Below are 10,857 nucleotides of genomic sequence, written 5' to 3' on the forward strand. Positions count from 1 at the left end.
ACGAACTGATGTGCATCCGGTCCAAGCATGGCGCATGGCTCAAGCACCAGACCTTGGCCCGCCGTGTGATGGCGGACATCCTGAGGTCGCGCAAGCGCACTCTTACCCAGGACATGCGCGAGATGAAGAGCTACCTGGGCGTTGTTGAGTAGGTCCCACGGCGCGTGGGGGTTCCGTTCCACAGAGCTACGAACTCCCACGCTCCGTGTGTGGCTGCCATTCCCTAGCAGTCCTACGGTCATCGAGTCCCGAGCACGCTATGAAACGCGGGGTCACGATGACCAACAAGCGCAGCGAGGCCGAGCGGCAGCGCCGCCGGGAACTGTACGACACCATGGCCGGTGTCATATCGCCGCTTGATGATCTCGCCCTCGCCGTCGCGCTGACGGATTTGGGTGTGCCCATCGCGGGGGACGAGCTGCTGAAGCAGCCACCCGGCGGTGATGTCTCTTAAGGAGGAGATGCAGTGACCATCCGATGGAGCACTCAGTTCGCCCAGGGCGGCGGGCACGGCAAGGACCAGGGCGAGGGCGACGGCCACCCCGGCCAGCCTTGGCAGCCGGCCGACGAGCCCCACCCGGACGGCTCCACGCCTCCCGGCGACGGGGCCCACAAGAAGTGACTCGCTCTCCTGAGCAGGCGGGACGGCCCTGCCGTGAGGAGTTGGGCCGTCTCCTCCTCGAAGACGGTTCCCTGACGCCCGACTGGGCGCCGGCCTTCGACGCCGTACCCCGAGCCGCCTTTCTGCCCGATCTCATGTGGCCGCACGACATGGCCACCGGCCGCAACGTGGCGGTGGACAAGCGACAGGCCCCGGAGAGGTGGCAGGAGTACGCCGACTCCAACGACCCGATCGTCACCCAGTGGGACGACGGTCGGCACGACGGCCCTGAGCCGGGGAAGTCGTTCAGCTCCTCGTCATCCATGCCAAGCCTGGTCTTCTCCATGCTGGCCGATCTCGGCGTGCAGCCTGGCCAGCGCGTGCTGGAGATCGGCAGCGGCACCGGGTGGAACGCGGCGCTCCTCGCTCACCGCCTCGGGGCCGCCAACGTGGTCACTGTGGAGGTGGACGGCGCAGTCGCCGCCCAGGCGCAGGAGTCCTTGGACCGCTTCGGCCTGGCCGTCGAGGTGGTTCGCGGGGATGGCTTCCTCGGCTACGCGAAGCGGGCCCCGTATGACCGCATCATCGCCACATGCGGGCTACGGAAGGTGCCGTTCGCATGGGTGGAGCAGTCCGCTCCTGGAGGGGTGATTCTCGTTCCCTGGGGGACCTACTACGGACCCGGCGAAGCCACGGCCCGGCTGGTGGTCGCCGAGGACTGCCAGAGCGCGTCAGGGCCGTTCACACGGCCGGTGGCGTTCATGCGTATGCGGTCGCAGCGGTTCGTCTGGCCCCGCCACGACGAGTACGTTCCTGCGGGTGCCATGGATGCCGCCGATGTCTCGTACGCCTCCTCTTTGACCGAGGAGGAGCTGTGTGGCGGGGCGGGCGGGTTCGGTGTCGTCCCCTTCGCCCTGGGGCTCCGAGTGCCCGAGGTGGCCCACACGGCCGACCGAAAGCGCGACGGCAAGCGGGCCGTGTGGTTCTACGGGCTGTCCGACAGATCTTGGGCCGTGATCGTCTTCCGCGACGACCAGGAGCAGGCGAAGGTCTACCAGTCCGGGCCCCGCCGTCTCTGGGATGAGGTGGAAGCGGCACACCGGTGGTGGGTCGATCAAGGCCGGCCAGGGTTTGACCGTTTCGGGCTGACCGTGGACCAGGACGGCGAACGGCCGTGGCTGGACTCCCCGGGCAACCCGGTTCGAGCCACCGGTTCGCCTTAGCGGCCAAGGACCACCGGACCCCGCCCTGTTGTCGTTCTGTGGGCGGGGTCTTCCGCTGGTCGCGGACCGCTCCGGACGCTTCCCGGAGTTTGCGGACCAGGCGCGGACCGCCGGGCGGTCCGTGATCGGCTGGGGAGCCTGTTTGTGCAGGTCAGGCCAGTACGACGCTTGACATGCCGAGCGGTCTTGAAAACCGTTCGCAAAGAGGTCAGACAGCCATTTTGTTCAATCCTCTGGTTTCCGGCATTAGCGGATTCCAGAGGACGAACAAAGCGTCAGATGTGAGCGGGGAAGGGGAATTGCATGCCGGGGAAGGAACTGTTTCCGCATCAGGTGGAGGCGGTCGATGCTGTCCTTCGCGCTCTGCAGACGCCCGCTGGCGGACACATGCCGGCCGAGGGATTGCGGGCCCAGGTCATCGCCGCGACCGGCTCGGGTAAAACGCTGATCGCCGCCGATGCCGCTCAAAAGCTGGCTGCGCGGCGGGTGTTGGTCTTGGTGCCGACTCTGGATTTGCTGACACAGACCGCGGGCGCATGGCGGGAGGCCGGCCGTACCGGGCCCGTGATCGGAGTCTGCTCGCTACGGGCCGAGGACTCTGACAGCGTGCCCTGTACGACGGATCCGGCCGAGCTCGTGGCGTGGGTGCGGGGGCTGGAGCGGGTGACGGTGTTCGCCACCTACGCCGCCGTCGGCCTCGGCATTCTCCAGCGCGCCCACGCTCAGGGCCTGGGCGTGTGGGACCTGATGGTCGTGGACGAAGCGCACCGCACCAGTGGAGACGCAGGGAAGCCCTGGGCGGCCGTGCACGACCAGGCAAAGATCCCGGCGGCCCGCCGCCTTTACATGACCGCCACGGCCCGCGTCTGGGAAGCAGCCGGGAGCAGTCGTGACGAGGAGCCGCGCCTGATCGCGAGCATGGACCCCGACTCCCCCTTGTTCGGCCCCGTGGCGTTCAAGCTGACCCTGTCCGAGGCCGTCAGCCGCGGACTAGTCGCCCCCTACCAGGTCGTGTGCGTCGACATCACCGATCCCGAGCTCCACGACGCGCACCAGGTCGCCGGCCCCGGGTCGGACACTGCGCGAGGGGCGCGGCTGGCGGCGCTGCAGGCCGGGGTGCTGACGGCGGCGGCGCAGGAGGGTCTGCGGAAGGTGCTGACGTTCCACAGCAAGGTCAGCGAGGCCGAAGCCATGGCCGCCGGAGTCGTCGGCGCCGCCGAGCGGCTGTGGGAGGACGATCCGCGGCGGTTCCCGGCGCCGGAACGGGTGTGGGCCGACTGGCTGTGCGGCGATCACGCCCCCGGCCACCGGCGGGCGGTGCTGGCCGAGTTCGCCTCCGACGTCATCGAGGACGAGGACGGGCTACGACCGGCCGCTCTGCGCGTGCTCAGCTCCGTGAAGGTGCTCGGCGAAGGGGTCGATACAGCGAATTGTGATTCCGTCGCCTTTTGCGATGCGCGGGGATCGATGATCGACATCGTGCAAGTGGTCGGCCGTGCACTCCGCATGAAGCCCGGAGAAGGGAAAATCGCCTCGCTGATCGTTCCGGTATTCCTCGCGCCGGGTGAGAGCCCGGACGACATGCTGACCTCACCGGCCTACGACACCCTGGCGAAGATCCTCGCAGCACTCCGCGCCCACGACACCGACACCATCGAAGCCCTCGCCGATCCCCGTGTCCGCAGCGGCAGTTATGAGCCCGAGGAAGAGGCCGGAACCGGCGAAGAGAGCCGGGAGCAGCGGGAGGAAGGTGAGCCGGGGCCAAGTGCGCCCGCTCGGGAGCTGCTGAAGTTCTCCGTGCTGCGGGATCCGGCGCAGCTGGCCAGGTTCGTGAAGCTGCGGGTGATCGAGCCGGAGAACAGCTTCTGGTGCCGCGGCATCGAGGCCGTGATGCGGTACGTGAAGGAGACCGGCGCCGTGCAGCTGCGGGTGCCGTACGGCTTCGTTACCCCGCCGGAGTGGTCGCCCGCGGGGTTTCCGCTGGGTACGTGGCTGGCTGATCAGCGGCGCTTCAACAGGGCCGGGCGCCTGGCCCCGGGCCGCGTCGCCGAGCTCGACGGGTTCGGGATGGTGTGGTCGCACCAGGACGTCGCGTTCGAGGAAGGACTTGCTGCCGCCCGCGCGTGGGCTGCTGTCCACGGGCACTTCCTGCCGCCGGCCACCGCCGTCTGGGACGGGTATCCGGTGGGGACCTGGGCGAAAAATCAGCGGACTGCGGCCCGGCTCGCGGACACCATCGCCGAGCGCCGCCAGGCCGGCCTCACCGTCGAATCCAGTGCCAAAGCCCTCACCGAGGCACGGCGTGAGGCATTGGAGGAGATCGACCCGGGCTGGTGCCCCGCATGGGATACCGGGTGGCAGCGCTGCTTCCGCCTCACCCAAGCCCACGTCGAGAGCGGCGGGGAGCTGCCGACGGTGGCGGGTGAGGTGATCGTGCAGGGCGAAGACCTCGGCCGCTGGGTGACCGGCTGCCGCCTCGGCTGGGACGACTTGCTGCCGGTCCAGCAGTGGCTGCTCGAGAACGTCCTCGGCCTCACCCCGGCCGAGGAAGACGAACGGCCCGTGAAGCGCACGCAGAGCGACAAGTGGGCGCTCAACCTCCGCGCTGCACGCCAGTTCCACACCCGCGAAGGCCACCTCAACGTACCCCGTAAACACATCGAACGCCTGGAACCAGAAGGCGGGCGGACAGGCCGCCAGGACGGTGCTGAGGGCCGCCAGGAGGTGAAGCTCGGCATGGTCCTCGACAACCTCCGCAAACGCGCTGGCAAGCTCACCGCACAGCGCCGGGCTGACCTGGAGGCACTCGGTATGCGGTGGTCGGCCACCACGGCGGCCAAGAGCAAGAGGTGACACCAATAATGAAGAGGGCCCGGATCCGTAGGGATCCGGGCCCTCTTCAGCAGTAGCGGGGACAGGATTTGAACCTGCGACCTCTGGGTTATGAGCCCAGCGAGCTACCGAGCTGCTCCACCCCGCGTCGGTGATCCCCACAGTACGCCATCCCAACGGGCACCGGAGACCACCTCCTGCCGAGGTGTAGGTTCCGGGCCTGCGTTAGCAGTGTCGTTCGATCTCTAGGAGTCGGCCAGCAATCTTCCAGGTCGCGTTAGCAGCACCTGCGGTCGGTGGTGATCATTCCCGGGAACTTCTCGATCATCCGGCCTCTTGGTCCTGGGCGGCTTCCTACGGTCAGCTCATGGTCACCAAGCATGCCCTGGAAAAGGCAGCAGGTGTTCAGCTGATCGAACGGGTCTGCCCCCTCGCAGCCACTGCCGTGGGCACCGCTGTCATCCACGAAGCAGAGCACCTGCTCAGCCTCTTGGACGCAGCGCAATCCTCCGTCACCTGACCGGCGGCTCGACCAGCATCACGACGCGGTCCGCCTCGGCGTCGAACCCGAGGACCGGACGGCTCCCGTCACCGCCCTCGGCATCCATCAGCACCGGCTTGCCCAACCGGCGACCGATCGCGGCGAGGAATCCGCACAGGGCATCAAGTGGCTCCTGCCCCTGAATCTCCCGCAGGTCGACGTCGAAGTCGATCTCCTCTGCTGCATAGAACCGAAAGATCGCCAACATGTCTTGCACCGGCCGAACCTCCAGATGAGGCTGCTCGGCGTCGGCGGGACGCGACAGCACGACCTCTGCCGGGGGCAGCGGCAGCGCTGTCGAGCCCTCGGAGTACTGAAAGGTCCAGCCCTGCTCCACCACGAGGTCGAGGACCGCCTGCCAGTCCCTCTCCGAGGCATTGGGCACCCACACGTCCGGCAGCGACCCCATCACCTCGGGGTCGAAGAACCACCAGACGTCGTCCCACAGCAGATCAGCCACGGTCCCATCCTGCCGCCCCAGTGCACCCTCACCCACCGATTTCCTTACCCAACGGGCCCTGCTTCGGAGAGCGGGATGCCAGGATGTCCGGGTGGTCAGCGATGAAGAGTGGATTCGAATCCGTCGCGGCCTGCGGTTCGGACAACGGTTCCGAGGGACGGTGACAGCAGTCCCGAGGCCGGGCGCGATCGGGATATTCGTCGACATCGGTCTTCCGGTCGGAGGGTTCGTCGATGTTCTGCTTCTGCCGGCGGTCGCAGACCGCTGGCCAGACCAAGGAACCGAGGCCGAATTCGAGGTCTGGTGGGCCGATCAGCGACAGCAGGTGCGACTCAAGCCAGTTGACCCGCAGTTTCTGCGTGACGACTTCGCCCACTGGCAGGCGGACTGGCGGCCCGGCTGGCCAGAAGACGTGCCGGTGGACAAGGCATGGGTCGATGCGGCGGCGACGTATCTCCGGGGAACTGGCGTGATCGAGGAGACACTGCGCTCAGCAGGCTGGCGGCCGGGACGGCACGTCTCGACGGACCACTGGCGCAAGACGCTCGAGAAGACCGGCCTGGTCCGCATGCACGATGCCGCTGAAGCCTTCTTGGCGGAGTTCGGTGGCCTGGACGTCCAGATCAGCGGCCCCGGGATCACCTGCGCCAAGACCCCCTTCAACTTCGCCCCGGACAACCTGATCGGCGAGGAAGACCGCTTCGCCGACTGGAGTCACACCCTCGGGCGCGCCATCTTCCCCCTCGGCGAACTCGATGAGGGCAGATTCTTCCTCGGCATCGACGAGAACTGCGAGATCTACCTGGTCGAGACCTGGCTGGCTACGTTCGGCGATGCCCAGGACGCGCTGGAGAAGCTCATCCTGGGCATCGCCCCGGAGCGGATCGAGACTGCCGACTGAACAGCCCCAGCCGGACCGGGCTCCACTCCGACGATGCTTCCCGACGGGCCACGCGATTGCTGAAGATCAGCCGATCGACACACTGCTCACGCGACGCGGAATCCGCAGTCTCAGCAGACCCTCCTGCTAACGAAGCGGCCGACCCTACACGAGGGGCTTCTATGCCGCGAAGCCGACGTTGGTGACGTACTCGTAGGCCCCCCACTGGGAACCCAGGTCCGGGAGCACATCGGTGGTCCACGCATCGTCCAGGCCCCGGTAATCACCGGCCGCCCAGGAACCGACGATCTTGTCCCAGCGGCGTACGTTCATCGTCCGGTACTCGATGACGCGCTGGTGCGGCCGGGCGACCTGGGACTGGTTGAGGGGGTGGATCTCCACCCGCGTCCCACGGCCCTCGCGGTTCAGCCGCTTGAGGAGGTGCCGGGCGACGTTCTGCCGGCGCACCGCCCGGTACGCGGCGTCGATGCGTTCCAGGCTGGCCTTCGACGGCCGGCGCTTGCCCTCCAGCCATGCTTTCAGCGTCCGGTCGGTGACCGTCAGCCCAGCATCCTGCGCGGCCTGGCGGCTCTTGCCCGACCTCGTCAGGTAGTGCAGGCGCGCTATCCAGCCGCGCCTGGCCGTCACCGGGGTGGCGATGCCGCCCGCGAGCTCGTCGAGCTTGCGAGCGACGGCGTCGCTGCCCTTGACGCCCCGCGCGCCGAACCTTCCGAAGTCGAGGTTCTTCCCCGGCATTACCCCTCCCCTTCCGTCTCCGTGTGCTCGGTGGTGTCGGTTCCAGCGGTGTAGGTGTCCTTGACCTTGACCTCGGTAACGCCCCGGCCTTCAGGGAAGACACCGCGCCAGTCACCGATGACATGGAGTTCGTCGGTACCATCGCCCGGACGACCGTCAGGCCCTCGTCATGGGCCTTGAGCGCCTTCAACCACAGGTTGGAGAACGCCTGCGAGCGGATGATGTGCATCCAGTCCGGGCGGTACAGCTCCCTGTTGTAGTTCGACTCCCCCATCGTCGAGACGAACTTCGAGTACATCGCCTTCACATACTCCAAAGTGACCTCATCGCCCTCGGCAATCGCGGTGTCGCGCGCGTCCTTCAACGCGATGCGGAACTTCTCCAGCAGATTCTCGGTCGCACCGGAGGTGTACGACTCGTGGATCTCCGGCGGGGCGCACAACCCGTACTTCGGGCCGGACAAGCGCAGCAGGAGGCGCAGGGTCGGCTCGGTCACCCACAGGGCGCCGGGTTCGTCCCGGTTCCCGATCGGGTTGGGCAGCACATCCTCGTGCTCCCAAGCGGGCGGGGTGATCAGGTGGACTCCGGCGCGGCGGCGGTCGTGAGGGAGGCCAGTGGAGTGCTCGAGCTGTCCGAGGGGGAGGTGGGTTTTGAGGGCGGAGAGGTAGGCGCCGTTGATGTCGAGCGCGGTCACCTCGTGACGGCCGGGCGGGAGTTCGTGCGGCGGTGACACCGCCCGGCCAACGATGAACGCTGGAGAACCCTCGTCTTGATGTGCCGTCAGGCTGACTCGTCCGGCGCCGATGCCGCTCAGACGGACGCTCCGCCCGCCGCACCCCAGCCTCCAAGGAAGTCGGCCAAGGCGCGGCGCTGTTCTTCTTCGCGGGCGATCTGCTGTGCGAGGACCTGGCGGTCGATGTACGGGGCGACGGCGGCGAGGACCAGGCGCTGCAGCTCGTCCGGCTCCAGGGCTTCGACCTCCCACTGCACAGGGTGGCGGGGTCGAAGTCGTAACGGCGTGCGAAGGCCTGCCACCGAGGGTCGCCGCGCTTGCCCTCGGCCGCCGGCAGCTCGTACTCGACGGTCTGCTCGCGGGTCAGGAGCACCCGGCGCACCTCGCCCCAGCAGTCCCCGGTGCGCCGGACCCAGTCCCGTTCGATCTCGGCACCGCTCGCGTCGAAGTCGCCGGCGTTTCTCCGGGGCCCGGCGAGCGTGCGGTTGGAGTTTCCGCAGCTCAGGAGCGGTCCCGAGCGCTGTAGCTGATGCAGCACATGTGGTGCACGGGCCTACTGGTTCTCGTGGTCTTCGGTGGTCGGCTCGCCTGTGTGCGCGACGAACGGTCTTCTTCGGCGTCTCTTACAACGGGGCTGAGCAGTCCAGGTACAGGAAGTCCCGGTGAAATTGATCTTGCTGGGTTTCGCCTGCTTCGCGGGGCTTCGAGTGGGGCGGGGATGCGGCCGGCCCGCTCACGGACGTCGTGTGAGCCGCTCCGCCGCCGGTGATCACAGGCCAACGCTTCACCCCGGGCCGCATGTCGCGTGGTTCGCTGTTCGCTTCCGGCAGCAATCCCGGGTCGGACGGCGTGCGTGTGTCCTTGAGCGCCTGGCCTGGCTCTTGTGCGTCCCCGGGCGCGTGTATCAACGGATGACCGGAAGAGCAGCTTCCCGGGCACAGCGCGGCCGCCCGGGCCGCCGTCTTTCTCGGAGGTCACCATCAACAGCATCCGTCGTGCCGCCGCTGCCGCCGCTGCGGGCATCGTCCTGGCTCTGGCCGGGGTCGCTCTGGCCGCCCCGGCCCATGCCGCCGGGCCCGTCCAGACGCTGGTCTGCGACACGGTCGGGGAGGTCAGTGACCAGCTCGTCCCGCCCGTGTGCGGGAACTAGCGGGGCGGAAGGGACAGGAAACCTGACCAGCGGATACCCGGGAGGTCGTTGATGGGACTGCTCGCCCCCTTGCGGTCGTGGCGCGCGGTGCTGGTGTGCGCGGCGGCTGTGCCACTTGTTGCGGTGCCGGGCCCGGCGTCGGCGGCGCCGGAACCGGTTGTCAAGGCGTACACCACCGGCGGCCGGTACGAATTCACCGTGCCGGCCGGTGTCACCCGTATCCACGTGACCGCCGTGGGCTCCGGTGGCGGAGGCGGAGGCGGGGGCGGCAACAACGACGGCCCGCTGAGCGGTGCCGGCGGCGGAGGCGGCTCCAGCGGAGCGGTGGAGGCGTGCACCATCAAGGTCGATCCCGGGGAGAGGATCGTCATGGTTGTCGGCCGGGGCGGCGAGGGTGGCGCGGGCGGCTCGGGCAAGGGCCACAACGGCAAGCCCGGCCACGACGGGCACGGCACCGGGGTCGCCGTGTTCCCCGCCGGCGAGGGGAGATGGCCGAGGCTGGGGGCCAATGTCCAGCACGGCCGGGGCGGGCGGGGCGGCGAAGCGTCAGGAACCTGGGGAAGCGGCACCGCGGGCGCCGGCGGTCACGGCACCACCGGCGGGAGGAACCTCTGCAAGGGCTCCGACCACGTCCGCCAAGAGGGCTCCGCCGGCTACCGCGGAGTCGACGGCGTCCGCGCGCGCCGCGGAGCGGGCGGAGCAGGAGCAGCGAGCGCGGCCCCACCGGAATGCTCCCCCGCGCAGGGCGGCCCCCCAGGGCCCCGCCTTCCCGCCGGGAAGGGCGGCGAGGGAGGCATCGGCGCCGGCCGCGACCTGTGGACCAACGACCAGTACCCCTCCGCGGCCGGCGAGAACGGCGCCGACGGCTGCGTGGCACTGACCTACACCCCATAAACAGCGGTCACCTGAGATTCCCCGGGTACGGCCACTTACCGGGTGGCCATGGGTAACCATCTTCGGCATGGAGGTCTGAGGATGCGCCCCTCGCCCGAGAGCTCGTACCCGTGGGTTTGGCCAGGTGAGACGGAATATCCGCCCCGCTGGTCCATGAGCTGCTCGCCGGCAGGCCCCTTGCGTACCCGAGGCGGGGACCGTGCCGGCACGGCGACGGTGCCGGCGGCCCGCAGGAGTCAGGGCTTTGGTGTGTGTGATTCCAGTGCGGTGAGGAGCCGGGCGAGGACGGGGAGCGAGGCGGTGAGGGTGTCGCGGTCGTTCGCGGGCAACTCGCCGATGGCGTGGGCCAATGCGGCCGAACTGGTGCGGTCGTAGCGGTCGAGCAGTTCGAGGGCGGCGGGGGAGGCGGTGAGGACGGCCGCGCGCTGGTCGCCCGGTGCGGGCTCGCGGTTCACCAGGCCCGCTGCCTTCATGCTTTTGACGAGGTTGCTGACCGTGGAGGTTGCGACGCCGATCCGGCGGGCGGCGGCTTGCGGGCTGAGCGGTCCGTCGGCGGCGAGTGCGCGCAGGAGCTCGATCTGGGCCTCGGGCAGGTCGGGAAGCCCCTCGGCGCTGCGGGTCGCCCGGAGCACGGCCCGGCGTAGCGGCCCGAGCAGCCGGCTGAGCTCGGATGCGGTGTCCATGAAGTCATTTTGCCCGACAGTTCATTTTGTGACAAAATAGTTTTGTTGCAAAAATGAACTGCGCCGTCGAACCGGCGACCGAGCAGAAGGGCACCGCAGATGAC

General features: G+C 68.7%; 11 protein-coding genes, 1 tRNA gene and 1 pseudogene. 7 read left to right on the forward strand and 6 right to left on the reverse strand.

The window, feature by feature from the left end:
* Positions 1 to 277: 277 nt before the first annotated feature.
* The 4 genes from CV755_RS34840 (at position 278) to CV755_RS32950 (ending at position 4,677) form a co-directional block, all read left to right on the forward strand.
* Positions 278 to 454: a hypothetical protein gene (locus CV755_RS34840; RefSeq protein WP_161968783.1), complete on the forward strand. Its 177-nt coding sequence runs from the start codon at positions 278 to 280 to the stop codon at positions 452 to 454.
* Positions 455 to 466: 12 nt separating this feature from the next.
* Entirely contained in the window at positions 467 to 622 is a 156-nt protein-coding gene (locus CV755_RS35620; protein WP_206608462.1) for a hypothetical protein, read from the forward strand.
* On the forward strand, positions 619 to 1,824 hold the full coding sequence (locus CV755_RS32945; RefSeq protein WP_206608461.1) for a methyltransferase domain-containing protein: 1,206 nt from the start codon (positions 619 to 621) through the stop codon (positions 1,822 to 1,824). The genes CV755_RS35620 and CV755_RS32945 overlap by 4 nt, the downstream gene beginning before the upstream one ends.
* Before the next feature lie 303 nt (positions 1,825 to 2,127).
* Positions 2,128 to 4,677, forward strand: a complete 2,550-nt coding sequence (locus CV755_RS32950; RefSeq protein WP_109284535.1) for a DEAD/DEAH box helicase — start codon at positions 2,128 to 2,130, stop codon at positions 4,675 to 4,677.
* 53 nt (positions 4,678 to 4,730) lie between these two features.
* Here the strand turns inward: CV755_RS32950 and CV755_RS32955 are convergent.
* Positions 4,731 to 4,804 (reverse strand) — tRNA-Met (locus tag CV755_RS32955).
* Positions 4,805 to 5,023: 219 nt separating this feature from the next.
* On the opposite strand from CV755_RS32955, the gene CV755_RS34845 reads away from it, so the two are divergent.
* Positions 5,024 to 5,176: a hypothetical protein gene (locus CV755_RS34845; RefSeq protein WP_161968784.1), complete on the forward strand. Its 153-nt coding sequence runs from the start codon at positions 5,024 to 5,026 to the stop codon at positions 5,174 to 5,176.
* Here CV755_RS34845 and CV755_RS32965 read toward each other — a convergent pair.
* The gene (locus CV755_RS32965) at positions 5,169 to 5,657 is read right to left on the reverse strand and encodes a hypothetical protein (protein ID WP_109284547.1); all 489 of its coding nucleotides are present in this window, start codon (positions 5,655 to 5,657) and stop codon (positions 5,169 to 5,171) included. The two genes, CV755_RS34845 and CV755_RS32965, sit on opposite strands and share 8 nt — an antisense overlap.
* A gap of 91 nt (positions 5,658 to 5,748) precedes the next feature.
* Between CV755_RS32965 and CV755_RS34850 the strand changes: the two genes are divergently transcribed.
* Entirely contained in the window at positions 5,749 to 6,558 is an 810-nt protein-coding gene (locus tag CV755_RS34850; protein WP_161968785.1) for an SUKH-3 domain-containing protein, read from the forward strand.
* A 159-nt stretch (positions 6,559 to 6,717) separates the two neighbouring features.
* On the opposite strand, the gene CV755_RS32975 is transcribed toward CV755_RS34850, so the two are convergent.
* The 3 genes and pseudogenes from CV755_RS32975 to CV755_RS36490 form a co-directional block, all read right to left on the reverse strand.
* Positions 6,718 to 7,293 carry a transcriptional regulator gene (locus tag CV755_RS32975; protein WP_109284539.1) on the reverse strand — a complete coding sequence of 192 codons (576 nt, stop codon included), beginning with the start codon at positions 7,291 to 7,293 and terminating at the stop codon, positions 6,718 to 6,720.
* Positions 7,293 to 8,011: pseudogene (locus CV755_RS36485) on the reverse strand (hypothetical protein); the annotation flags it as partial. The gene CV755_RS32975 and the pseudogene CV755_RS36485, both read right to left, overlap by 1 nt.
* A 92-nt stretch (positions 8,012 to 8,103) precedes the next feature.
* Entirely contained in the window at positions 8,104 to 8,283 is a 180-nt protein-coding gene (locus CV755_RS36490) for a hypothetical protein (protein ID WP_241561548.1), read from the reverse strand.
* A gap of 944 nt (positions 8,284 to 9,227) precedes the next feature.
* Here CV755_RS36490 and CV755_RS32995 point away from each other — a divergent pair.
* A complete protein-coding gene (locus CV755_RS32995) occupies positions 9,228 to 10,070 on the forward strand; it encodes a glycine-rich domain-containing protein (protein ID WP_109284543.1) in 843 nt (280 codons plus the stop codon).
* A 236-nt stretch (positions 10,071 to 10,306) separates the two neighbouring features.
* On the opposite strand, the gene CV755_RS33000 is transcribed toward CV755_RS32995, so the two are convergent.
* Positions 10,307 to 10,753: a MarR family winged helix-turn-helix transcriptional regulator gene (locus tag CV755_RS33000; protein WP_109284545.1), complete on the reverse strand. Its 447-nt coding sequence runs from the start codon at positions 10,751 to 10,753 to the stop codon at positions 10,307 to 10,309.
* Between the last annotated feature and the right edge of the window lie 104 nt (positions 10,754 to 10,857).

The sequence above is a fragment of the Streptomyces orinoci genome (genome assembly GCF_003121295.1).
GTDB classification, from domain to species: Bacteria; Actinomycetota; Actinomycetes; order Streptomycetales; family Streptomycetaceae; genus Streptomyces; species Streptomyces orinoci.

Excerpts from the sequence above, each read along its gene's own strand:
- CV755_RS34840 (WP_161968783.1), top strand. The coding sequence starts at position 278 with ATGACCAACAAGCGCAGCGAGGCCGAGCGGCAGCGCCGCCGGGAACTG.
- CV755_RS32995 (WP_109284543.1), top strand. The coding sequence starts at position 9,228 with ATGGGACTGCTCGCCCCCTTGCGGTCGTGGCGCGCGGTGCTGGTGTGC.
- CV755_RS34845 (WP_161968784.1), top strand. The coding sequence starts at position 5,024 with ATGGTCACCAAGCATGCCCTGGAAAAGGCAGCAGGTGTTCAGCTGATC.
- CV755_RS32950 (WP_109284535.1), top strand. The coding sequence starts at position 2,128 with ATGCCGGGGAAGGAACTGTTTCCGCATCAGGTGGAGGCGGTCGATGCT.
- CV755_RS32975 (WP_109284539.1), bottom strand. The coding sequence starts at position 7,293 with ATGCCGGGGAAGAACCTCGACTTCGGAAGGTTCGGCGCGCGGGGCGTC.
- CV755_RS33000 (WP_109284545.1), bottom strand. The coding sequence starts at position 10,753 with ATGGACACCGCATCCGAGCTCAGCCGGCTGCTCGGGCCGCTACGCCGG.